Source organism: Aquirufa novilacunae, assembly GCF_045310505.1.
Lineage (GTDB): Bacteria > Bacteroidota > Bacteroidia > Cytophagales > Spirosomataceae > Aquirufa > Aquirufa novilacunae.
The window spans coordinates 577367-601188 of the sequence record NZ_JBEWZG010000003.1 but is presented as its reverse complement, the minus strand read 5'-3'; the positions used below and the strand labels follow the sequence as shown (position 1 = coordinate 601188).

Annotated in this window: 28 protein-coding genes and 4 tRNA genes; 6 read left to right on the top strand and 26 right to left on the bottom strand. The window is 41.9% G+C overall.

Annotated features, from left to right (window positions below):
* Positions 1-186: 186 nt before the first annotated feature.
* The 5 genes from V7S74_RS10915 to proC all read left to right on the top strand — a co-directional run bounded on the left by V7S74_RS10915 (position 187) and on the right by proC (position 4558).
* Positions 187-735, top strand: a complete 549-nt coding sequence (locus V7S74_RS10915) for a hypothetical protein (protein WP_406778787.1) — start codon at positions 187-189, stop codon at positions 733-735.
* 8 nt (positions 736-743) lie between these two features.
* The gene (locus V7S74_RS10910) at positions 744-1139 is read left to right on the top strand and encodes a MerC domain-containing protein (RefSeq protein WP_406778786.1); all 396 of its coding nucleotides are present in this window, start codon (positions 744-746) and stop codon (positions 1137-1139) included.
* 64 nt (positions 1140-1203) lie between these two features.
* Positions 1204-2649 carry an Asp-tRNA(Asn)/Glu-tRNA(Gln) amidotransferase subunit GatB gene (gene gatB / locus V7S74_RS10905; protein ID WP_406778785.1) on the top strand — a complete coding sequence of 482 codons (1446 nt, stop codon included), beginning with the start codon at positions 1204-1206 and terminating at the stop codon, positions 2647-2649.
* Positions 2650-3756 (top strand): TlpA family protein disulfide reductase, encoded by a 1107-nt coding sequence (locus V7S74_RS10900; RefSeq protein ID WP_406778784.1) that lies wholly within the window; start codon positions 2650-2652, stop codon positions 3754-3756.
* A gap of 1 nt (position 3757) precedes the next feature.
* A complete protein-coding gene (gene proC / locus V7S74_RS10895; protein WP_406778783.1) occupies positions 3758-4558 on the top strand; it encodes a pyrroline-5-carboxylate reductase in 801 nt (266 codons plus the stop codon).
* Here the strand turns inward: proC and mutL are convergent.
* From mutL to V7S74_RS10815, 16 genes are all read right to left on the bottom strand, one after another.
* A complete protein-coding gene (gene mutL / locus V7S74_RS10890; protein WP_406778782.1) occupies positions 4547-6373 on the bottom strand; it encodes a DNA mismatch repair endonuclease MutL in 1827 nt (608 codons plus the stop codon). The two genes, proC and mutL, sit on opposite strands and share 12 nt — an antisense overlap.
* 95 nt (positions 6374-6468) lie before the next feature.
* Positions 6469-6858 (bottom strand): 50S ribosomal protein L7/L12, encoded by a 390-nt coding sequence (gene rplL, locus V7S74_RS10885; RefSeq protein WP_406778781.1) that lies wholly within the window; start codon positions 6856-6858, stop codon positions 6469-6471.
* 70 nt (positions 6859-6928) lie between these two features.
* Positions 6929-7462: a 50S ribosomal protein L10 gene (rplJ, locus tag V7S74_RS10880; RefSeq protein WP_406778780.1), complete on the bottom strand. Its 534-nt coding sequence runs from the start codon at positions 7460-7462 to the stop codon at positions 6929-6931.
* 2 nt (positions 7463-7464) lie between these two features.
* Positions 7465-8163, bottom strand: coding sequence for a 50S ribosomal protein L1 (gene rplA, locus V7S74_RS10875; protein WP_130894753.1), 699 nt, complete (start codon positions 8161-8163; stop codon positions 7465-7467).
* Positions 8164-8200: 37 nt separating this feature from the next.
* Positions 8201-8638, bottom strand: coding sequence for a 50S ribosomal protein L11 (gene rplK / locus V7S74_RS10870; RefSeq protein WP_130894754.1), 438 nt, complete (start codon positions 8636-8638; stop codon positions 8201-8203).
* Positions 8639-8902: 264 nt separating this feature from the next.
* Positions 8903-9499: a transcription termination/antitermination protein NusG gene (nusG, locus tag V7S74_RS10865; RefSeq protein ID WP_406778779.1), complete on the bottom strand. Its 597-nt coding sequence runs from the start codon at positions 9497-9499 to the stop codon at positions 8903-8905.
* Between the two features lie 16 nt (positions 9500-9515).
* Positions 9516-9707 (bottom strand): preprotein translocase subunit SecE, encoded by a 192-nt coding sequence (secE, locus tag V7S74_RS10860; RefSeq protein ID WP_130894756.1) that lies wholly within the window; start codon positions 9705-9707, stop codon positions 9516-9518.
* Between the two features lie 33 nt (positions 9708-9740).
* Positions 9741-9811 (bottom strand) — tRNA-Trp (locus V7S74_RS10855).
* A 64-nt stretch (positions 9812-9875) separates the two neighbouring features.
* Positions 9876-10616, bottom strand: a complete 741-nt coding sequence (locus tag V7S74_RS10850) for an NIPSNAP family protein (RefSeq protein ID WP_406778778.1) — start codon at positions 10614-10616, stop codon at positions 9876-9878.
* 81 nt (positions 10617-10697) lie between these two features.
* Positions 10698-11885 (bottom strand): elongation factor Tu, encoded by a 1188-nt coding sequence (tuf, locus tag V7S74_RS10845; protein WP_406778777.1) that lies wholly within the window; start codon positions 11883-11885, stop codon positions 10698-10700.
* Positions 11886-11957: 72 nt separating this feature from the next.
* A tRNA-Thr gene (locus tag V7S74_RS10840) sits at positions 11958-12029 on the bottom strand.
* 94 nt (positions 12030-12123) lie between these two features.
* Positions 12124-12196, bottom strand: a tRNA-Gly gene (locus tag V7S74_RS10835).
* Between the two features lie 41 nt (positions 12197-12237).
* A tRNA-Tyr gene (locus V7S74_RS10830) sits at positions 12238-12323 on the bottom strand.
* Positions 12324-12425: 102 nt separating this feature from the next.
* Positions 12426-13604 (bottom strand): outer membrane beta-barrel protein, encoded by a 1179-nt coding sequence (locus tag V7S74_RS10825; RefSeq protein ID WP_406778776.1) that lies wholly within the window; start codon positions 13602-13604, stop codon positions 12426-12428.
* Positions 13605-13608: 4 nt separating this feature from the next.
* On the bottom strand, positions 13609-14301 hold the full coding sequence (locus V7S74_RS10820; protein WP_406778775.1) for a hypothetical protein: 693 nt from the start codon (positions 14299-14301) through the stop codon (positions 13609-13611).
* The gene (locus tag V7S74_RS10815) at positions 14298-14846 is read right to left on the bottom strand and encodes an RNA polymerase sigma factor (RefSeq protein WP_406778774.1); all 549 of its coding nucleotides are present in this window, start codon (positions 14844-14846) and stop codon (positions 14298-14300) included. The genes V7S74_RS10820 and V7S74_RS10815 overlap by 4 nt, the downstream gene beginning before the upstream one ends.
* A 103-nt stretch (positions 14847-14949) precedes the next feature.
* On the opposite strand from V7S74_RS10815, the gene murI reads away from it, so the two are divergent.
* Positions 14950-15756 carry a glutamate racemase gene (murI, locus tag V7S74_RS10810; protein ID WP_406778792.1) on the top strand — a complete coding sequence of 269 codons (807 nt, stop codon included), beginning with the start codon at positions 14950-14952 and terminating at the stop codon, positions 15754-15756.
* On the opposite strand, the gene V7S74_RS10805 is transcribed toward murI, so the two are convergent.
* The 10 genes from V7S74_RS10805 to V7S74_RS10760 all read right to left on the bottom strand — a co-directional run bounded on the left by V7S74_RS10805 (position 15753) and on the right by V7S74_RS10760 (position 23820).
* Entirely contained in the window at positions 15753-16046 is a 294-nt protein-coding gene (locus V7S74_RS10805) for a hypothetical protein (RefSeq protein WP_406778773.1), read from the bottom strand. The genes murI and V7S74_RS10805 overlap by 4 nt on opposite strands.
* Positions 16039-16563 (bottom strand): DUF420 domain-containing protein, encoded by a 525-nt coding sequence (locus tag V7S74_RS10800; RefSeq protein WP_406778772.1) that lies wholly within the window; start codon positions 16561-16563, stop codon positions 16039-16041. The genes V7S74_RS10805 and V7S74_RS10800 overlap by 8 nt, the downstream gene beginning before the upstream one ends.
* Positions 16550-17275, bottom strand: coding sequence for an SCO family protein (locus V7S74_RS10795; RefSeq protein ID WP_406778771.1), 726 nt, complete (start codon positions 17273-17275; stop codon positions 16550-16552). Before V7S74_RS10795 ends, V7S74_RS10800 begins: the two co-directional genes overlap by 14 nt.
* A 21-nt stretch (positions 17276-17296) precedes the next feature.
* Entirely contained in the window at positions 17297-17611 is a 315-nt protein-coding gene (locus tag V7S74_RS10790) for a cytochrome C oxidase subunit IV family protein (protein ID WP_406778770.1), read from the bottom strand.
* Between the two features lie 19 nt (positions 17612-17630).
* Positions 17631-18398: a cytochrome c oxidase subunit 3 gene (locus V7S74_RS10785; RefSeq protein ID WP_406778769.1), complete on the bottom strand. Its 768-nt coding sequence runs from the start codon at positions 18396-18398 to the stop codon at positions 17631-17633.
* Positions 18399-18408: 10 nt separating this feature from the next.
* Entirely contained in the window at positions 18409-18987 is a 579-nt protein-coding gene (locus tag V7S74_RS10780) for a cytochrome c oxidase subunit 3 (RefSeq protein ID WP_406778768.1), read from the bottom strand.
* A gap of 3 nt (positions 18988-18990) precedes the next feature.
* Positions 18991-19839 (bottom strand): heme o synthase, encoded by an 849-nt coding sequence (gene cyoE, locus V7S74_RS10775; RefSeq protein WP_406778767.1) that lies wholly within the window; start codon positions 19837-19839, stop codon positions 18991-18993.
* On the bottom strand, positions 19840-20733 hold the full coding sequence (locus V7S74_RS10770; protein ID WP_406778766.1) for a COX15/CtaA family protein: 894 nt from the start codon (positions 20731-20733) through the stop codon (positions 19840-19842).
* A 68-nt stretch (positions 20734-20801) separates the two neighbouring features.
* The gene (locus tag V7S74_RS10765; RefSeq protein ID WP_406778765.1) at positions 20802-22694 is read right to left on the bottom strand and encodes a cytochrome c oxidase subunit I; all 1893 of its coding nucleotides are present in this window, start codon (positions 22692-22694) and stop codon (positions 20802-20804) included.
* 31 nt (positions 22695-22725) lie between these two features.
* Complete coding sequence (locus V7S74_RS10760; protein WP_406778764.1) at positions 22726-23820, bottom strand: cytochrome c oxidase subunit II; 1095 nt, start codon at positions 23818-23820, stop codon at positions 22726-22728.
* Positions 23821-23822: the final 2 nt, after the last annotated feature.

Sequence of the window (23822 nt, the reverse complement as noted above, 5' to 3'; positions counted from 1 at the left end):
AAGTCAACAGTCGCTAGTCGCCGCTATGCGGCTTAGTCATCACTTCGTGACTTAGTCGGAATTAGAGTAGAGAGTATAGAGTAGACTAGCGACTAGCGACTAGTGACTAGCGACTAGTGACTAGCGACTAGTGACTAGCGACTTTCCCTTTTTTTTACTATATTTGCAACACTATTGCAAAAACTAATGAAACAGATCTTTTTATTCCTTTCTTTCGTCGTACTTCTTTCTTGTAAAAAGGAGGCTGAAATTGAGCCTACGGATGATAATGAGCTAATTACTACCGTTGAGCTAATCTTTACGGATGGTGCTAATGTGTCTAAGTCCTTTAAGTTTCGGGATATTGATGGTGATAGTCGTACAGCGCCTGAGGCGTTTGATACACTTAAACTAGCTAAGAATACCGATTACACGGTAGAGATTAAGATTGGAGATGAGTCGAAAGGTGCTTTGGAAGATATTACAGAAGACATTATAGAGGAAAGCGATGTGCATTTATTCGTGTATCGTCCGAATCCGATATCCTTATTAGCGATGCAGATTACGGATACGGATAAGAATGCGTTACCTGTGGGTTTGAAAGTTAAGGCGAAGACGCAATATTTTCCAGGCTCTGGTAAATTACAAGTGCTCCTAAAACACCAGCCTCCATTAAACGGGAAGGTGGTTAAAACAGGAGATGAAGAGGCAGGCAGTACCGATTTGGATATAAGTTTTCCTGTAGTGATTAAATAGTTAGATAAATGTCTAATAAAAAATACAAACATTTATTGCCAGCCGAAAAAGTGGGAGTCTTTCTTTCGCTTTTGTGTGCTATTCATTGCTTAGCGCTACCCATTATCCTTTTTGTTGCACCTTATTTAGCGAGTTCTTTCGCCTTTAGTGTAACAGTTGAATGGATATTAGTAGTGGTTAGTTTTGGGATGGCTTTATTGTTGCTTTGGCAGGACTATCGAAAACACCGCAAGCCGATGCCTTTGTATTTTTTGGGAATTGGTGTATTTATCAAGTTAGTGGATACTTTGGTCGGTTTGAAATCCATCGAATGGGTATTTGGGTTATCCCTGGGGGTATTTATCACCTTAGCCTATTGGTATAATTACAAGCATAAGACGGCTTGTACCTGCAAAATCAGTTAGCTTATATCTATAAACGAGGGAATTTCGTATCTTTATAGTCTATCCAGATTATAAAATTCTATCAGTGAGCATTACTTACCAACCCGTTATTGGCCTTGAAATTCATGCACAATTGCAAACGAATTCGAAGATATTCGCGAGCGATCCTGTGCTTTTTGGCCAAGAAGCAAATACCTTAATCTCCCCTATTTCCTTAGGGCACCCGGGCACTTTGCCTAAGTTGAATAAAAAAGTGGTGGAGTATGCGATTAAAATGGGTTTGGCATTAGGTTCGAAAATTGCACCTAAGCAGTATTTTGATAGAAAAAATTATTTTTATCCTGATCTTCCAAAGGGCTACCAAATCACTCAAGATAAAACCCCTATTTGTATCGGAGGATCCATAGTTGTTCACTTGAAAGAGGGTGACAAAAAGATGGAATTTCACCATATTCACTTAGAGGAAGATGCAGGGAAGTCCTTACATGAGGGTGATAATCCTTTTAGCTTTTTAGACTATAATCGGGCCGGCACTCCCTTAATTGAGATGGTGACCGAGCCTACTATACACTCGTCAGAAGAGGCGTTTGCACTCGTTTCAGAAGTGCGCAAATTAGTACGTTACCTGGGAATTTGTGATGGAAACATGGAAGAGGGTTCCTTGCGTGCTGATGTGAATGTATCTATTCGGCCGGTTGGGACGACGACCTTAGGTACGAAGGTGGAGATTAAGAATATGAACTCGCTGCGTAATATTCAGCGGGCGATTGAACACGAGATTGTTCGCCAAACGAAGGTGTTGAATGAAGGCGGATCCTTAATTCAAGAGACACGGACGTTTGATGCGCATACCGGGATAACACATTCGATGCGGGTGAAAGAGACGATGAATGATTATCGTTATTTCCCAGAGCCTGATTTAGCGCCTTTGGAGATATCAGCATCTTGGTTACAAGAAATAAAAGCGACGATGCCCCTTTTGCCTTGGGAACAGGAACAAAAGCTGGTGAAGGATTTTGGCCTACCTACGTATGATGCCCATTTCTTATCGGATACGCGTGAAATGGCGGTTTACTTTGAAGAAGTTACGACGTATACGAAGGCCTATAAATCTATTTCAAATTGGTTAATGGGGCCTGTTAAATCTCATTTAAACGAGAATAATCAATCGATTACGGATTTTGAATTGAGTCCTAAACACCTAGCAGAAATTATTGAATTGGTGGAAAAGGGAACGTTGACTCATAATTTAGCGGCACATCAATTGTTTCCTTTGTCCATCGAAAACCCAGCGAAGTCTCCGATGAAACTGGTGGAAGAGCAGGGATGGTTGGATGCGCAATCAGGGGACGAATTGCTTACCTGGGTTCAGGAGGCAATTGCAGCCTACCCAGATAAGGTGAAGGAATACCAAAAAGGGAAGAAGGGTTTAGTGGCGTTGTTTATCGGAGAGGTGATGAAGAAATCGAGAGGAACGGCGGATCCGAAAAAAGTGAATCAAATGGTATCAGAAGAATTAGCCAAAGCTTAGATGAAACTACTTGGATACCTGCTGTTGTTTGCGACTGCCTTACAGGCTCAAAATTTTGAGCTTCGGGTGCAGGCGAAAACGCTTATCCCAGGGAAAAAAATCTACTTGGAATATGTAAATGAACAAGGCAAAGTCATTAAAGTCGACTCTGCAACGCCTTCTGCTCAGCAAAAGGTAAGCTTCAAAGGGCAAGTGAAAGATCAGGGGGCTTTCTATCTAGTGAATTTCTTTGATACACCTAAGCCCCAAAAAGTGTTGGTCATTCTCGAGGGTGGCGAGACGATCGATGTAGAAGCTGATGGAGTAAATGACGAGGAAGGGAAAAGCAATTTCACACTAAAGGGGGATTATCCGAATGTGAAATTTATGCTGGAATTGATGGCTATTTCGAAAGAGATGGAGAAGAAAGTCCGCAAGTGGAACCAAGAAATCCAAGTCGATCCGAAGCAAGAAAAAAGAATTCAAGCAGAGTTTACGCAAGCTCAAGCTACTAGTACGGCTAAGATTAAGGAGTTGATTCCGCAAATGGGAAGCCATTTAGTGGCCCTTTGGGCGACTAATTTTTTGCCAGCCGAAAAGGAGATGGCTTCGCTAGAAGATATTGCCAATCGATTAGCCAAGGCGAGACCGAATCATCCACAGGTGAAACAATTCGTGGCTAATCTGCAGCGACTGCAAGGAGTAAATGAGGGAGCTATGGCTCCTGAAATTAATTTGGCGACCCCTGAGGGGCCTAATTTAGCCTTGAGTTCTTTGCGAGGAAAATATGTGTTGATTGATTTTTGGGCTAGTTGGTGTGGTCCATGCCGCCGGGAGAACCCGAACGTAGTAAAAACCTATGCCGCCTATAAAGACAAGGGATTTGAGATTTATGGGGTGAGTTTAGACCAAGATCGGGAGGCCTGGTTGAAGGCCATCGAGAAAGACCAATTGGTTTGGAAACATGTATCAGATTTGAAATATTGGAGCTCAGCTGGTGCGCAGGCTTATCAAGTTAATTCCATTCCACAGACGTTTCTTTTAGATAAAGAGGGACGTATTTTGGCAAAAGGACTTAGAGGGGCGGCTTTGGACCAGTATTTAGCACAACTATTTAAAGATAAATAAGATGAAAATAGCCATTATTGGTTGTGGAAACATGGGAATGGCCTTCGCTAATTCCTTTATTCAATACAATTTAGTTGCCAAGGAAGAGCTTATTCTCATCGAGAAAAACAAAGAGCGTGGGGACATTTTGCAAGAGCAAAAGGCTGGAATTGTGGTAGACACGATTTCAGAAAAGGTTGCCACGGCCGATTTGATCATTCTTTCTGTTAAACCACAGGATTATCCTTCCGTTTCTGCAGAACTTGCTCGGTTCATTCAGCCGAATCAAATCGTACTTTCCATTATGGCAGGTATTCCTATCGCGAATATTCAAGCTAGTTTATCCCATGATTTAGTGGTTCGTGCGATGCCTAATACTCCGGCTCTTCTAGGGATGGGGATGACGGCTTTTGCGGCTGCTTCTGCTGTAGGCATGTCCGATATTCGGAAAGTGGAGAACCTGATTAATTCAACGGGGCGTGCGGTATTTTTAGAAGAGGAGAGTTTATTAGATGCGGTGACAGGTTTAAGTGGGAGTGGTCCAGCTTATTTCTTTTACCTAATTAAGGCGATGATTGATGCGGGGGTGAAGATGGGTTTTGAGCCTGCTATGGCCTCTTTATTAGTCAAGCAAACGATGCTAGGATCCTATCATTTGATGCAAACGAGTGATAAGACTTTGGATGAATTGATTCAGGCTGTAGCCTCTAAAGGAGGAACGACTGAAGCAGCCTTGAAGACTTTCCAGGAAAGTGCGGTAGCGGAAGGCTTGCAGAAAGGAATTATTGCCGCCAAAGATCGAGCAAAAGAATTAGCCAATTAATTGACTGATATCACTGCCGTTGAATTGTCGACTGATGATTTCTCCATTAGGAGAATAGGTAGGATTCGTGCTAGCGAATAATTGTTCGACTAAGGCTGACATCTCCTCTGATTGTAATTTCTTCGCTTGGTAACGCATAGCGGCCCGGTTTGCTAAAATGCGGGCGATTTTTTCGGAATGGTTTTGGCCTAAATCCGACGCCTCATTCTTCACTTGCTCTAATATTCCTTCTAATAAATTTTGGCCATCTTCCTCGCCTATCCCTGCAGGAACACCTTGAATCCAATACTTTTCCTCTGCATCCTTCGTTAAGCCAAAACCTAAATCGGTGATGTCTCCCAGAATTTCTTCCACTAAAACGGCATCAGCTGGATTAATGCGTAAAATCTTAGGGAACAACAGTTGTTGCGACACCCCATTCTTCTTGACTAAATTCTCAGAGAATTGATCGAATAAAATGCGCTGGTAAGCCTTTTTCTGATCGATTAAGAGCATTCCGCCGGAGAGAGTCACAACTAAATAGGTATTTAGAATTTGAATGACCTGGAAATTCGAATGGACTGAACTCTCCGAATTCCAATTATTCGCTTTGCTTTGAATCGTTGTGGCAGACTCAGTAAACAAGTTTGCCGCTGGATCTGCAACCGTTTGCCTCTCAAAAGCCTCAATATTATCATTTAAGCCTTCGTATAACTTCTTCCATGCATCTTGAATAGGTCGTGGCGAATTCGTTCCTGAAAACGAAGAAATCGAACCCGTAGATGCCGGAGCTCCACCGGGATTTCTAAAATTCACATTCGCATCAAAATCGAGCGAAGGAATCAAATGGTTCAAGCTAAGTGTCTTGCGAATCGCCGCTTGCAAAATGGCATAGATGGATCGCTCGTCATCAAACTTGATCTCAGTCTTCGTCGGATGCACATTGATATCAATGTGGGCTGGATCAATCGTTAAGAACAACACATAAAAAGGGAAGGTCCCCTCCGGCACTAAGCGCTCGTAAGCGCTCATCACCGCGTGGTGCAAATACGAACTCTTGATAAAGCGATTATTCACAAAGAAGAATTGCTCCCCTCTGGTCTTTTTCGCATATTCTGGGCGGCCTACATAGCCTTTAATGCTGACGTAGTTCGTGTTTTCCTCACAAGCCGCTAATTGTTCCCGGTAGCTTTTGCCAAACAAATCCACAATCCGCTTCCCTAATTTCTCTACGGGTAGGGAATAGGTTTCTTGCTCGTTTTGGATGAGTGAAAACTTGATCTCCGGATTGGCTAGCGCAATGCGTTGGAATTCGTCCAAAATATGGCGCATTTCCACCGGATTGGATTTCAAGAAATTGCGACGTGCGGGGATGTTGTAAAAGAGGTTTTTGACTAAGATCGACGTGCCTTTAGGTGCGGCCACTTGTTCATTCTCTTTCAACACGGAGGCTTCCATGCGCAATAAACTACCTAATTCATCCTCCTCCCGCTTGGTCTTTAATTCGACCTGCGCAACGGAGGCAATCGAAGCTAAGGCTTCACCTCGGAATCCCATCGTGCGAATCGCAAACAAATCCTCGGCCTTACTAATCTTCGAAGTAGCATGGCGTTCAAAACACATGATCGCGTCCTGAGGAGACATTCCTTTGCCATCGTCGATGACCTGAATACTCACTTTGCCTGCTTCTTTGACGATTAATTGGACAAAACTTGCTCCCGCATCAATCGAATTTTCCATTAATTCTTTCACCACAGAGGCTGGTCGCTGCACTACCTCGCCCGCCGCAATTTGATTTGCGATGGAATCCGGAAGCATTTTGATCAGATTGTGCATATAATAAAGGGAAAATGAGGGGACAAAGATACGGGTTTAAACAAAAAAAAGGGAATGTTGCCATTCCCTTTTTTCGTAAGATAGGTAAGGATGAATTACTTCAATTCAACTTCAGCACCAGCTTCTTCTAAAGATTTCTTCAAACCTTCAGCTTCGTCTTTAGATACACCTTCTTTAACAGCCTTTGGAGCAGCATCAACTACATCCTTAGCTTCTTTCAAACCTAAACCAGTTAAGTCTTTCACTAATTTAACGATAGCTAATTTGTTAGGACCAGCAGCCTTTAAGATTACATCAAAAGATGTCTTCTCTGCAGCAGCATCACCACCTTCAGCACCGCCACCTGCTGCAGGACCTGCAACCATAACAGCACCAGCAGCAGCTGGTTCGATACCATACTCATCCTTAAGGATAGTAGCTAATTCATTTACTTCTTTTACAGTTAAGTTCACTAATTGTTCAGCGAACGCTTTTAAATCTGCCATTTTTTGAAAATTTAATTGTTAAGAATTAATAATTTGATGGAGTTTCCACTCCGGTAAAACGTGGTAATAATTACTCAGGGCGCTCAGACAAAGTCTTCACGATACCAGCTAATTTCTTCTCGCTGCTTAATAATGCTGAAACAACATTTTTAGCAGGCGATTGTAATAAGCCAATAACTTCGCCAATCATCTCGTTCTTAGACTTGATGTTCTCTAGTGCTGTTAATTGACCTTCGCCAATGTATAAACCACCTTCGATAGACGCAGCCTTGAATGCAATTTTATCTTTTCCAGCTTCTTTACGGAAGTCTTTGATCAATTTTGCAGGTACTTTAGCATTTTCAGTTGCGAAAATGATACCTGACATGCCTGTCAAAACTTCTGCATCTAAAGAGGAATAATCCGTTCCAGTCTTAGCTAATGCCTTAGAGATTAACGTATTCTTGAATATTTTGTATTCAACACCTCTCTGAAAGCAAAGGCTACGGAATTGATTAGCTTCGGCTACAGTTAAACCGGCTGTACTTGCAATGTAGAAGTACGGAGTTGCCGCGAACTTTTCGCTCAACTCATCAATAATCTGATTTTTTTCTTCTCTTGTCATGATTACAATCCAGCTACAGTTCCCTTATCAATAATGATACCCGGAGACATCGTTGAAGATAAGTTGATCGATTTAACATAAGTTCCTTTCGCAGATGACGGCTTTAACTTAATCAACGTGTTGATTACTTCTAAAGCGTTATCTACAATTTTATCAGCTCCAAAGCTCACCTTACCAATAGAGGTATGGATGATACCAGTTTTATCAACTTTAAAGTCAATTTTACCAGCTTTTACTTCGTTTACTGCTTTTCCTACTTCCAAAGTTACAGTACCTGACTTTGGATTAGGCATCAGACCGCGAGGTCCTAAAACACGTCCCAAACGGCCTAATTTTGCCATCACAGTCGGCATAGTAATGATTACGTCGATATCGGTCCAACCGCTCTCGATTTTTGCAATGTAATCATCTAATCCTACGTGATCAGCACCGGCTGCTTTTGCCTCCTCTGCTTTATCGGGTGTACAAAGTACTAATACTCGTACATCTTTCCCGGTTCCGTGAGGTAGGGCAACCACGCCACGAACCATTTGGTCTGCTTTGCGGGGATCTACTCCTAAGCGAACATCAATATCCACTGAGGCATCGAATTTTGTATAAGAAATTTCTTTCAAAATCTCCGCTGCTTTTTCAAGCGAATACGCTTGCGTTGCATCGTATTTTGAAAGGGCTTCCTTTATTTTCTTCGTAAGTTTTGCCATTACCTTTTAATTAAAATGTTTATTTCTGATGGTTAAATCAGAACGGTTTATCACCAGAAACAGTAATTCCCATTGATCGAGCCGTTCCAGCAATCATACTCATTGCTGCTTCAACTGTAAAACAGTTTAAATCCGGCATCTTAGTTTCCGCAATAACGCGTACTTGATCCCAAGTTACTGAACCTACCTTTTTCAAGTTAGGTTGAGCTGAACCAGATTTAACCTTCGCTGCTTCCAATAACAAGATCGGTGCAGGAGGTGTTTTTACAACGAAATCAAACGATTTGTCTGCGTAATAAGTAATTAGGACCGGCAATACTACGCCGTTCTTATCTTGAGTTCTTGCATTGAATTGCTTACAGAACTCCATGATATTTAATCCTTTCGAACCTAAGGCAGGACCGATGGGTGGTGAAGGATTGGCTTGGCCACCTTTGCATTGAAGCTTTACGTAGCCAGCTATTTCTTTTGCCATGTTAAAACATCGTTTATTTAGTGAATTTAGAGGTTTATCTGCCAATAAGGGTGGAAGCTTCCTTATCTGATTCCCCTCCGGGTGACCTTTCCGCGTAACAATGACGTTCCGGCCCAATCCCCTCTTGAAATTTTCAAAACAGAGATTGCCGCTTTTTAAACGGACTGCAAAATTAGGGCTTTTATTCTTAAATACAAATACTTACGCAAAAAAAAGTCCTGAATTTTTGTTCAGGACTTTTCAAGCTGCTCGAAGGAGCGATATTTATTTTTCTACTTGAGCGTAGTTTAATTCTAAAGGAGTGTTACGTCCAAAGATCTTAACCATAACGGATAATTTCTTCGTGTTTTCGTGAATCTCTTCAACCGTACCTTCGAAAGTGGCAAACGGGCCATCGATGACGCGAACCGTCTCACCTTTAATAAAGGTAACTGAAGCAAATTCTTCTACCGCAGCAGACTCATCTACTTTACCTAAGATGCGATTTACTTCCGCTTGGTTGATAGGTACAGGTTTCTTAACGATTACTTTCGTTTTCTTCACCTTGCCGCCTTCTACTTTCGTTACTTCTACCTCTTCGTTATTTGCTTGCAAGAAACCAATAACGCCTGGTGTGGATGTTAAGATGTGACTTACCTCACCGGCTAAGTCAGCTTCTACCAAGATATATCCTGGGAATAAGTTTTTCTCGCGAATCACCTTTTTGCCTTTACGGATTTCGTAAATCTTTTCGGTAGGAATTAAAATCTGAGGAACAGAATCTAACACGCCTTGACGCGCTAATTCGTTCTCCATATAGGTCTTTACCTTCTTTTCCTGTCCTGAGATTGCTCTCAACACATACCATTTAGTCTCTGCCATGGTTGTAACCTATTGATTAAAATGAAGTGTAAAATAAATCCAAACCAGATTTGAAGACTAAATCAACGGCTCCTACTAAAAGAGCGAAGATTAAAGAAGCCACCAAAACTAACACAGAACTCGACTGTAAGTCAGAGAATGCAGGCCATGTAACGTTTTCAGTTACCTCAGTCCATGATTCTTTGATCAATGATGTTGATTTGCTCATAATTTAACCGATATCGGTATTTAATTTACTTAGCACGGGCACAAGGATTCGAACCCTGACCAAAGGTTTTGGAGACCTGCATACTACCATTATACTATGCCCGTAGAAAGGATTGCAAATTTAGCCAAATTTTAACAATTAACAAATCCCCTTCACATTATTGTTTGATTACCACTGAGAATAGCTCGTAGGTTCTAAGAATTTACGTACCGTTCTAGAGTGGCTGTTCGCGTATTTTGCATCGGATGAGATACGTTTCCAATCTGGATTTGCTTGAAATTTTGCCCAGTTCGCATCGCGTTCTGCCATGTTTTCGAAAGAAACCATGTAGCTTAAGCAGGGCGTATTTTCGCCGGCTAGTACTTCTCCGAAGAACACATTGTGTAATCCCACCATGTCAAAAATCTTCAATTCCTCGTCGTTAAACATTGCAATTTTTCGCTTTAGGGCATCTTCATTATATGCCTCATACGTTCTCCATTCGTAGATACGGCCTGGATTCATGACCGGCAATTTCAAGGAAGGATGTCCTGCAAAGCCTTTGGCAAGATATGTAGAGATCTTTTCGAACATCGGCTTATCTAAACCTACGTTTTCAAAATAGGCTTTAGCCGCTTCCTGGTAGGTAGCGTTTTTCTCTAAAGCGTCTTTGTAACCAGCAAAAGAAGCTAGCGATGGGAATGGAATAGCCACCACAACGATGCCCGGTTCTGGTTTTCCGTAATCTTTGAATACACCTACTTTGGAAACACCATAGGAATTAAGGGCCGGAATTAAGGCTTTCGAAAGGTAGGATTCTAATAGAGCTGTGTTCCCTTTGAACTTCATCTGGTAAGTTCTGATTTCATAATATTCTTGTGCTGAAACAGCAAAGCTGCACAAGAGAAGCAATAAGAGTATTTTTTTCATAGGTTGGATTATTTTAGGTCAGCAAGGTACAAAAAAAAAGAGCGGTCACTGACCGCTCTTTTCCGTATAGGCTAATAAAAATTAGTCTAAGATTTCAGTTACCTGACCAGCACCTACTGTACGGCCACCTTCACGAATCGCGAAACGTAAACCTTTGTCCATAGCTACTGCGTTCAATAACGTAACATCAATTGTTAAGTTATCACCAGGCATACACATTTCAACTCCTGCAGGTAAAGTAATTTCACCTGTTACGTCTGTCGTACGGAAGTAGAATTGTGGACGGTATTTGTTAAAGAATGGAGTGTGACGTCCACCTTCTTCTTTTGACAAGATATAAACCTCAGCTTTGAATTTAGTGTGAGGCTTCACTGAACCTGGCTTACAGATAACCATACCACGACGGATATCAGTTTTCTCAATACCACGTAACAATAAACCTACGTTATCACCAGCTTCACCACGATCTAAGATCTTACGGAACATCTCAACACCAGTTACTACTGATTTCAAGTTTTCAGCTCCCATACCTAAGATATCAACTGCTTCACCTGAGTTAATAACACCAGTCTCGATTTTACCTGTTGCTACAGTACCACGACCTGTGATCGAGAATACGTCTTCAACTGGCATCAAGAATGCCTTATCAACATCACGCTTAGGAAGTGGAATCCAAGAATCTACTGCATCCATTAACGCTTCGATTGTAGCTACCCACTTACCATCTCCGTTCAATCCACCTAATGCAGATCCTTGGATTACTGGAATGTTATCGCCATCGAATTCGTAGAATGAAAGAAGCTCACGGATCTCCATTTCAACTAATTCTAATAATTCTGGATCGTCTACCATGTCCACTTTGTTCATGAAAACTACCAATTGAGGTACACCTACTTGGCGAGCCAAAAGGATGTGCTCACGAGTTTGTGGCATTGGACCATCTGTAGCAGCAACTACTAAGATAGCACCGTCCATTTGTGCAGCACCAGTAACCATGTTCTTTACGTAATCGGCGTGACCTGGGCAGTCAACGTGTGCGTAGTGACGGTTAGCTGTTGCGTACTCTACGTGCGCAGTGTTGATCGTGATACCACGTTCTTTTTCTTCTGGAGCAGAGTCAATGGAAGAGAAATCTTTTTTCTCAGCAAGACCTTTTTCAGAAAGAACTTTAGTGATAGCAGCTGTCAAGGTTGTTTTACCGTGGTCAACGTGGCCAATCGTACCAATGTTAACGTGGGGTTTACTTCGGTCAAAATTCTCTTTTGCCATGATTATTTAGTTTTTAATTTATTATAAAAAGTTTCAAATGTTACTCGTTCAATGGGCCTCGCTTTATCGTAGAGCCTTTGAGCAGGATTGAACTGCCGACCTCTTCCTTACCAAGGAAGTGCTCTACCACTGAGCTACAAAGGCATAACCTTGCGGCCTCTCGTTAATCTCTTTCGATTAACTAAAAACAAAAATATCGCTAAGAGGGATTTCTCCCTTAGCAACATTTTTCGTTTCGAGCGGGAGACGGGGCTCGAACCCGCCACCTATAGCTTGGAAGGCTATCGCTCTACCAAATGAGCTACTCCCGCTTGCTGAATCCTCCTGTAAAAAGGATTCAAGGTAAAAAAAATGGTGGGGACAGATGGATTCGAACCACCGTAGGCATTCACCAGCAGATTTACAGTCTGCCCCATTTGGCCGCTCTGGTATATCCCCTTCATTTGTGCTTTCAGTGTAACGTTCCACTGAAATAGTTCGCAAAAGTAGCTCATTTTTTCATTTCCGCAAACACATCTGTGAAAAATTTCCAATAAATTTTTACAATAATCGGATTCCAAAGGCTAATCCGCGCATTTCTTGGCTCTTACCTGATTCAAACAGCGGACTTAAGTCGTAGCTGAAGAATAAATCCGGGAAGTGACGCAAGGCAAATTCTGCACGCAGACCATAGCGGAAAGGATTTACATATAAATTCGTCGTCTCTTTGCGCAAGTTTCCACTTTCTTCTTCGACAGCTTTTGTCCATGTATCAATGCGATAGGATACGTAACCTCCGATGGCAACCATTTGAACGGCTGATTTTTTATCAAACGAGAAATGCGGCATAATAGGCAAGGTTATATAAGATACACTCATCTTGTTTTTGCTCATCACAATCTCTTTCCCTGTGGAAGAAGTAATGGTATTGAATAGTACTCCATTGGGGCCTTTTGTTGCAATGCGGTTATGGTCAAAGCGGAAGTTATACCAATCGATTTCTAAGCCATAACCCAATCGGAAGGCCGATTTCTTACCCTCTGATAGTGTCACAAAACGTGAAATGCCTAGGCTTGCATAGCGGGATCCTAAAGGGTCCAAGGTGAAATTAGGAATGTAAGCTGGAGCTCCTGGATAGGCAACGGCTATTTCAGGTTCGCCACCCACCAATGTATTTAGACCTAAATTGAAATCTAAACCTCGTCTGCTATATAAATTAGGGCGTTTTACTTTCGTCGTATCTTTTCCCCAAATCACTTTTGTTACTTCTTTCCCTTCACGGTGGTACACGCCATCCCAAGTCACGTGCGTCTCTTCGTTGCCGTCTTTCACATGCACCCCGTCTAATCCGATGCGTACCTCTTCTTTTTTGCCAGAATTTTTCCAAGACTCTTGACTAGTGACTAGCGACTCTTGACTAGTTACTGAGCCGCGTAGCGGCGACTTGTGTATCCCAATCTTCACAGAACTATTCCCAATCCGCACAGAAAGACTACTATCTCCATCCGAATCTGTTTTAATGGCTTGTCTGATATTTTGCCAAAGGCTGTCCGTTAACACGAGACCTTTTTTCTCGAAGGCACTTTCTAATTCCTCTTTTAAGGTCCTTTTCGAATCTTTCCCCCCGATCAAGGTTTGGTTTCGTTTGTCAATTTTTAATATCAGTGAATCTTGTCTCTCTTTTGCAGAAAGGTTGAATACACTTACTACTAGGCAGATAATGGCGATGAACTTTTTCATATAATTATTGGATTTGTAATGTGCGTTTTAGGTTTTCTTCTGTTTTCACGTAGGTGTTTGCTACGTTGTGGATATTATTTTCAAAGGCAGGATTCCCTTCTTTTAAACGTTGCCAGTTCACCGGTTCCCCGTCGAGAGCTTGTCGTATTTCACCTACGATTTTGCCAAAAAGAGATCTTTTACGTCTCTTGGCCACCGGTCTCTCTTCCTCTTGTATAGGATCGATATCCAATCGTACGGTCACGATTTCCTCTGGCTCGGTTTTGCTTTCAATAAAGGGTTGAACAGCTGCGACCTCTTCTTTGTGTTTGATCTCCTCGATTACGACAGGTTCCGATAGTAGCACCGATTCTTGCTCATCGGCTGTAGACGAAACGGATACAGTCGAAATAGGGCTCGATGCGATTGTTTCAGTCGATTCTGGTACGCCCTGGCTGAGCGGAGTTTCAGAAAAGGCAGGCGCAGTGGTTACTTCGCTAGCCACCGCACGCGTTTCTTCTGGCGTAGTATTCCAGTTCCAGCTTAGGCCTAAGGCGATTAATAGCATCGCGGCTGCCGCCCAATAGATAGGGAAGCGACGCACGGGTTTTTCCTCTAGGCGTTCTTCGATCCGAGACCACAATCCTTCGGGAATGTCGTCTGATTTGCTTTGGAGTTGCTCTCTCCATTTTTCCTCTACAGAATTCCAATCTTTCATATTTGTAAAGCTGCTAGTTGGTTTTGAAGAAGGGCTCTGGCGCGCGAAAGTTGCGACTTCGAAGTTCCTTCTGATATATCTAATAATTGGGCGATTTCCGCATGGGAATAGCCCTCGATGGCATATAAATTAAATATGGTTCGGTAGCCTGTGGGCAGAGAGGAGATTAAGTTCTCGATCTCTTGCAAGCCTAATTGCATCAAGGTCTCATCCGGATGCGCCACATCAAAGGCGGCATCGATATCGACTGGGTAACGGTCTTTGTTCTTTCGAATTGACATCAAGGCCTCGTTTACCATGATTTTTCGAATCCAGCCTTCGAAACTTCCGCCGCCTTGGTATTGGTCTAGTTTCGAGAATACTTTCACAAAACCCTCCATTAAGGTATCTTCTGCTTCTGACGTATTTGTAATATATCGTTTCACCACGGAGAGCATCTTTCCGGCCATTTTTTGAAAGAGGGCGTGTTGGGCTTGTCGATTGTTTTTTCGACAGGCTTCAATTAGCTCAGTTTCAGAAAGGAAGGCAGGTAAACGTGTACTCAAAGGGTATTTTCGTTATTCGAATGCAAAGATGGCACAAAGTGCTAAATGGTTGCGTCAGTTTGAAAAGAATTTCAAAATTCCGTTCTTTGTCGAAATTAAATCTATGCCTAACTCAGCGCCCATCGGGATTTTTGATAGTGGAATTGGCGGATTGACTCTGGCGCATGCCATCACGGAGTTGATGCCGCAGGAGAATATTATCTATTTTGGCGATACGGCGCACTTGCCGTACGGGGATAAATCGGCGACGGCGATTCAGGCTTATTCGGTGAAGATTTGCAATCTTCTTTTAGAAAAGAATTGCAAGTTGATTTTGATCGCGTGTAACTCGGCTTCGGCGGCAGCCTATGATTTAGTGAAGGTTTATGTAGGTACGAAGGCCAAAGTCGTGAATGTCATCGACCCGGTCATTTCGTATTTAGACCAAAACTGGGAAAACAAAACCCTCGGTTTAATCGGGACGAAGCAAACGGTAAACTCGGGGATTTATGCGAACAAGGCAGAAGCGTTAGGAAAGCATATCGAGGTAAAGTCTTTGGCCACTCCTTTATTAGCGCCCATGATCGAAGAAGGATTCTTCTCGAACTCCATCTCTGAAACCATCATTAAAGAATACCTAGCACAGCCTACGCTGCAAGGAATCGAAGGATTGATTTTAGGCTGTACGCACTATCCACTGATCAAAGCACAGATCGACGCCTACTACAAAGGAAGCATTCCGGTGATCGACACGTCTATTATCGTGGCGGAGGAAATCAAACGAATTCTTTCTGCAGAAGATATGTTGCACGATGGAGAAGAATCCACGCGTCAATTCTACGTATCAGATTATACGGATTCATTCGAAAAGTCCACCCAAATCTTCTTCGGGAAGGCCATCAAATTAACACAATACCCGATTTGGGATTAATCTAGATTTTTACTGAAAAGTTGAGAAACTTTTTGACGCAGTTGAAGCTTCGCTAGGCGGGCTTGCTGCTCTTGCTTGCTTTGGCGAAACCATAAAAAAGCAATCGCTCCCACGATTAAATAGGGCGCTGATAGTAAATATAAAATTCCTGTATTCAATCCAGTCGCGATATTCGAACGACCATTAGAAATGCTACTCTCCACGGTAGTTCTGCACATAGCACACTGCGCTACCGCATCTACCTGTGTTAACAAAAGTAAAACCACGAAAAGAAGGATTTTCTTATACATAGTAAGGCGAAATCAAAAGATACACAATCACACCAGAAACGGATACGTATAACCAGATAGGGTAGGCCCATTTAACGATGGCTTTGTGCGCCACGATGTTATTTGTTAATGCGTAATAAATCGCTTTCAATACCAAACGAACGACACCGATCGAAAGAAGGATGTGTGAAATCAATAAGAAATAATATACCGGACGGATCCAACCTTCGCCACCAAAAGGGGTAGAGGGATTAGAAATGTGGTAAAGAATATACAATACCAAGAATAAAGTACCTTGCACGAATGCAGCTCCCATCGCCTTGCGGTGTAAACCGATGTTTCCACTTTTAACGCCAATCAACCCAATCACTAAACTCAAGGCAGTCGTTGAATTCAATAAGCCGATGACATGAGGTAATACTTTCGTCCATTCACCTAAAGAGATTTTGGTTTGAATACCAATCAAAACCGCCACGGCCACCGGAATCGCTACCGACAACACATTAATTAATTGATCGTTTTTCTTAGTTGCTTCCATCTGTTGAATAAATATTTTTCAAGACTTTTATCTCTACCAGTAATCTATCTACTTCTTTTTTATCTGTCCCGTCGTAGAAACCACGAATGATTCCCTCTTTGTCTACTAATACTAACCGCTCTGAGTGGATAAATGTTTCGTCGGGATTCTTAATTGCGGCATCATATTCTGAGGCATCGGCTAGCGGAACATGAAATCCTTTCAGAACTAAAGGGTAAATCATTTTTTTCTCCCCTGTTAAAAAATGCCATTGCCCCTTATTCGCATCGAAGCGTTTCGAATACAGAGCTAATTTTTCCGGCTGATCGAATTTCGGATCTACCGAGATAGAAAGTAATTGTACCTCTGGATCACCCAAAAAAGTGTCTTGTACTCTGCTTAATTGTGAAGTGATCTTCGGGCAAATGGTTCCGCAACGCGTAAAGAAAAAACTCGTTACATAGATTTTGCCTTGCAAGCTCTTCGCGGAAAAGACTTTTCCACTTTCATCTGTTAAACTGAAGTCGGGGATAGTTTGGAAGACCGTATCCATCTCTGATTCATTCCAGCGAGGATTCAGTCGCTTCGCCATTTTGATTTCTCCCGTAGTCGAATCAATGGCTGGGATGTAGCGAGGAAGGCTAAAATGATTAGTCCCAAATGCCTTCAGCCCTAAATAAATAAAGACAGGCAATATTAATACGAGAAATAATATGCCTGTCTTTTTATACATTATCCAAGAAGGAAATTAAAATCAATATAAGTGTCCACCTTCGTAGATCAAGGCTACTAATAACCAAACTACGAAAATAGTAGGAATTAAAACCATCCAAATCAAGGACTTAACTTCATGCTTTAAGTGCATGAATTCACCTACGATATAGAATGCTTTAACGATAGTCATACCACAGAAGATCGCTACACGTAAGGTGTTAGCAGGCATCGTGAAAGCAATCACGAATTCAATGGCAGTTAAGATCAATAATATCCAAAATGTTTTCCAAATCGCGCCTGTATTAGGAGCTGGAATTTCTTTTTCTGAGGTTCCGTGTGCTGCGTGCGAAGCCATATATAAATCAATTAAAAGATTAAACTAAATAGAAGAAGGTAAATACGAATACCCAAACTAAATCGACAAAGTGCCAATATAAACCTACTTTCTCTACCATTTCATAGTGACCTCTGCGCTCATACACACCCGTAGCTGCGTTGAAGAAAATCAAGATGTTCAAGATAACTCCAGAGAATACGTGTGTTCCGTGGAAACCTGTAATGAAGAAGAATAAGTCAGCGAAAGCTGGAGGTCCATATGGATTACGAACTAGGTTCGCTCCTTCGATAGGCGTGCTAACGCCATCAATGATTTGCTTAGCCGCTAAAGATAAATCTTCTGGTCCGTGGATAAAGTGCGTCCACTCCCAAGCTTGAGAACCTAAGAAAGTAAAACCACCTACAATCGTCCAAAGCATCCACTTCTCCACATCCTTACGGTCACCACGGTGTCCAGCTTCAACGGCTAATACCATCGTTACGGATGATGCGATCAAAATGAACGTCATGATACCTACGAATACTAAAGGCAATGACATACCGTGTAAGAACGGTACTGCTTCAAAAACTTTTTCTGGAATAGGCCAGTGAGTTGTAGAGAAATAGAAATCGTGAGGAGCGCCTTCCCAAGCTGGTTGGCTAAAACGAATCATTCCGTACGTGATCAAAAGGGCTGAGAATGTAAAGGTATCCGATAAAAGGAAGAACCACATCATCAATTTTCCATAACTCGCCTTAAGTGGTTCAGAACCACCTTGCCATGTTAAATTTTCTGGAACCGCTGGGGCAGCGTGTGCTACTGACATAGGTAAAAGCTTAATTGTTAATCAATAAAAATACAAATAAATAAAGCCACAAAGCATCCAAAAAATGCCAATACGTGGCGCAAATCTTAATCTGAGTCAATTGCTTTGCGTTTATCTTCAATCTAAAAGCTGCCACCAGTGCAAAGATTAGAACGATAAGGCCTGATACAAGGTGTAAACCGTGCAAACCGGATAAAACATACACAAAAGAACCAGATGGATTACCAACAAAATAAACGTTCATCTCCACTAATTGGATCCAACCGTAAAATTGCATTACTAAAAAGAGTAATCCGAGCACAAAAGTAATAGAAATACTCATTCGAAGTGCATTAAATTGGTCTTTTTTTGCAGCTAAAAGTGAGTAATGCATCGAAATACTACTCAAAATTAATACACCCGTACTGTAGCTAAATAAACTAGGCATCTCAAATTCCACCCAGTTTCCTTCCGCTTTTCTCACTAAATATGCCGAGGTAAAGGCGGCAAATAGCATGATGATGGATACGATAAATAACCACATCGTAAAAATTCTTGGATTGACCGAACGGGTTTCTGCCGGTTCGATTACATTTTGTTGTGCGTTCATGGTTTAAACTTTATCAAATAATAAGGCAATTTGTATGATGATTAAATAGAAAAATGAACCAAACATCATCCATTTTGCGGCCTTGTCTGTGGGGCGCATCATGAGGTAGAAGGTTTGGCATAAAAATAGAATTCCCGCGACCACCGTAATAATGGCTGATTGAATTCCGGTGATGTGCAGTAAATACGGCACAAATCCCAAAGGCACTAAAAAGAGCGTATAGATCATGATGGTGAAAGCAGTCTTTATGTCTTTCTTCCCATCATTTGGTAACATCTTGAATCCAGCCTTGCGGTAATCCGCATCCGCCACCCAAGCAATCGCCCAGAAGTGTGGGAACTGCCAGAAAAATTGAATCGCAAACAAAATACCCGGCTCCCAGCCAAAATGTCCTGTCGCCGCTACCCAACCGATCATGGGAGGGAAGGCCCCTGGGAAGGCGCCTACAAATACGGAAATAGGTCCTACTCGCTTCAATGGAGTATAAACATAGCCGTATAAAATATAAGACAGCAAACCTACTAAGGCGGCTTTCCACGTAAAATAGCTTAAAAGTCCGATGGCAATGACTGCTAACACATAGCCATAGTTTCTCGCTTGTGCAGGCGTTAGAGTTTGCGTCGGTAAAGGACGCTGTGCCGTTCTTTTCATCAACTTATCGAGTTCAATTTCTTTCAATTGATTCACGATGTTTGCAGCTCCGGTTAATACGAATCCAGCTAATGAGATTAAGAATATACCCAATGGCTTGTGCTCAATGGGCGCTAATAAATACCCAAACGTCCCCGAGAAGGCTACCGTCATGGATAGTCTCGATTTTAAGAGGGCGATATAAGGTTTTAAGTTCGACATTTAGGCGTTTTTTGTTTGGATCCATGAGCTAATGTGCCAGCCCATTAATACCAACGAAATTAATAAATGAACCGCTTGGCTTCCTAATGGTAAAGCGAAATAAGCCATCAGAATTCCGGTAAAAAAGGAAATTCCAATGAGTACCATCATTCCATGGCGGTAACTCTGCAAAGGAGCATTTTTTAGTTTGTTCCATAGTAGCAAATGGCTCAATACAATCACCCAAGAAAAGGTACGATGTACAATATAGATCACATCTAATTGTGCCACCCATTGATCCTTTGCATTTTCACCTAGTGCCTGAATCACATGATCCATATTCTCCCGCACCTGGGTGCCTAAGATAATTTGGACTAAAACAATGACTAAGTTAATACCTATCCACTGGCGATTCTCTAGATTAATAACCGCTGAGGAAGAATGATTGTTTAGGGCTTTGATTAAAAAAAAGATGACCCCGATCGACAATAGCATGTGGGCAGTTACCACACCTGGAAGCAAGAACGAATCAACGACAAATTTGCCTAGCACGGCATTCGCTATGACTAATAAGAGCGCGGCTAAAGTGGGTAAAAAAACCTTTCTCCCTTCCTTGTAGGCTAAGAGAGTCGTTGCTAGAACGATGAGGCCAGTTAAAGCTCCTAATAATCGATTGATATATTCAATCCAGGTTTTAGTGGCATTGAATTCCACTTCCCCATGAAGTTTCTCTTTGTAGATAACTTCGTAGTGTAAAGGCAGTTCGGATACTTTGGTAGGAGGGATGAATCTACCAAAGCACTTCGGCCAATCCGGACACCCCATTCCTGACCCCGTACTACGGACGATTCCGCCAGCAAGGATAAGCAAGTAAATGCTCAGGAGTGAAAGGGTTGCGAATTTTCTAAAGGCCATTTTTAGGGTAAAAAAAAGATGCATCTAAATGATATTCATTCGGATGCATCTTTCAATGGTAGGGTTAATTAACGGTTATAACTTTCGTTTTGAGCGCCTAATAAACCTTCGATTTCATTTTCTTTTGCAATTTCAGCCTCTTCCTCTGGAAGGTTAGAGCTCTTAGTTGCAGAGAATGGAACGTTTTGAGGGATGAAATCCACATCTGAACCTGGCTTAGAATAATCGTATGGCCAACGGTATACAGCTGGAATTTCTCCTTCCCAGTTTCCGTGACCCGGCTCAATAGGAGTCGTCCACTCTAGGGTAGTTGAGTTCCAAGGATTTTGAGGAGCTCTCTTACCTTTGAAGATCGAGTAGAAGAAGTTCCAAGCAAAGATCGCTTGTGCAGAGAAGGTAATGATCGCTGCAATTGAGATGAATGCATTCATATCTGTGAAGGCTGCTGCTCCATCATTACCTACTGCTGTAAATGAGTAGTAACGACGAGGGAAACCTGCGATACCGATGTAGTGCATTGGGAAGAATACCATGTACACACCCACGAATGTAAACCAGAAGTGGATATAACCTAAAGTCTTGTTCATCATACGACCGAACATCTTAGGGAACCAGTGGTAAACACCTGCCATCAATCCGAAGAACGATGCCGCACCCATTACTAGGTGGAAGTGAGCTACTACGAAATACGTATCGTGTAAGTTGATATCTAAAGCGGAGTTACCTAAGATGATACCAGTAACACCACCCGAGATGAATAGAGATACTAGACCGATCGAGAACAACATCGCCGGAGTAAAGATTAAATTACCTTTCCAAAGCGTTGTAATGTAGTTAAACGCTTTTACCGCAGATGGTACCGCAATGATCAAGGTTAAGAACATGAACACAGATCCCAAGAATGGATTCATACCCGTTACGAACATGTGGTGAGCCCACACGATGAAGGCAAGTACGGTGATACCCATCATTGAACCGATCATCGCACGGTATCCGAAGATAGGCTTGCGAGAGTTGGTTGCAATGATCTCAGATGTCATACCTAATGCAGGAAGCAATACGATATAAACCTCTGGGTGACCTAGGAACCAGAATAAGTGTTGGTACAAGATCGGAGAACCACCCATGTTAGGTAATGCTTGACCTTGGATATAGATCTCAGATAAGTAGAATGAAGTACCGAATGAACGGTCAAAGATTAACAATAATGCCGCTGATAATAATACAGGGAAAGATAATAAACCTAATACCGCTGTAAAGAAGAATGACCAAATTGTCAATGGCATCTTCGTGAAAGTCATACCACGTGTACGTAAGTTAATTACGGTACAGATGTAGTTAATACCACCCATTAATGAAGATACGATAAAGAAGGTCATCGCTGTTAACCACATCGTCATACCTAAACCAGAACCTGGCATTGCTTGAGGCAAGGCAGATAAAGGAGGATAAATTACCCATCCACCAGAGGCAGGACCCGTCTCTAAGAATAGAGAAGCGAACATGATCATAGAAGAAAGGAAGAAGAACCAGTAGGATAACATGTTAATGAACCCTGAGGCCATATCTCTCGCTCCGATCTGTAAAGGGATAAGGAAGTTAGAGAACGTTCCTGATAGACCCGCTGTTAATACAAAGAATACCATGATGGTACCGTGCATCGTCACAAGGGCTAAATAAAACTCTTTATCTAATTTTCCACCTTCGTCAATCCACTCCCCTAAGATAGGGCGTAACCAATCTAATTGCATTTCAGGGAAACCTAATTGCAAACGGAAGATGATCGATAATGATCCACCAATGAAAGCCCAAAGAATACCTGAAATCAAGTATTGCTTAGCAATCGTTTTGTGATCAGTAGAGAAGATATATTTCGTCCAAAAATTTAGCTCATGGTGCTCATGCTCATGATCATGTGCATGTGTGTGAACTTCTTCAGCGTGTGTTGTTGCAGTTGACATATGAATTTATTTTCTTCTGTTCGTTGTTAAATTAGTTTACACTTACGGCTTCATCTGCTGGTGCAGCTGCGCTATCTACGGCAACTGGCTCTGCAGGAATATATTTTAAAGCTTTCGCTTTTAAATTCTCAGGAACTTTAGCTAAGTACGTTGGGTTCGTAGCTAAGAATGGCTTTTGCTCTGCGCACCATTTAGCGTAATCTTCTGGCTCATCTACGAATACCGTAATCGCCATACCGAAGTGACCGCGACCACAAATCTCCGTACAGTTTAACTTATAGTTGAAGTCTTTTTTACCCAATTTCGCACGCATCTCGTCCGTAGACATGTTTGGTGTAAACCAAAACTTCGTAGGCATACCTGGTACCGCGTCCATTTTTACACGGTGGAAAGGAAGATATACGGAGTGTAATACGTCTTGAGCGTGGATTTTCAATAATACCGGCTTGCCTTTTGGTAAGTGTAATTCAGTTGCTGTAAAATCATCAAATGAATTCTTATCTGTAAAGTCGATACCGATGTTATTCGTCTCGTCGATTAATTTGTAATTGTAATTACCTAATTGGTTATCATCGTTACCTGCGTAACGTACATACCAACCGAATTGGTGACCTGTGATTTCGATCACTACCGCATCGCTAGGTGCTTGAGAAGTGATATCTCTCCAAGTTCTCCAACCCGTAAATACCAAGATCGCCATAACGATCGCTGGAATAACCGTCCAGATCAACTCTAGTTTGTGGTTCACTGGATAGAAAGTTGCCTTTCTATCTTTGTTATAACGGTATTTAAAAGCAAAGAATAACAATAAAGTATTCGTGAAAAAGAATGCTAAGGTTACTACCGCCATTGAAACCCAAAACATACTATCAGTTCTTAGACCATGTTCTGAAGCTGCCACAGGTAAGAAATCTGGCTTAGCCACCATAAATGACCAAACTCCTGCAATTGTTCCTAAAGCCCAGAAAATAATCATTCCGTAGGCATTGGCGTTGTTACTTCCATCTAATGCTTCATCTGTATAATCAGAGGCAGCAAGAGACTTATTTAACTTAATGCTTTTGCTGATTACATTAATTGCAAGAGCAAAGAAGATAAGGGATAAAAGACCTATTAGGTAAAACATAT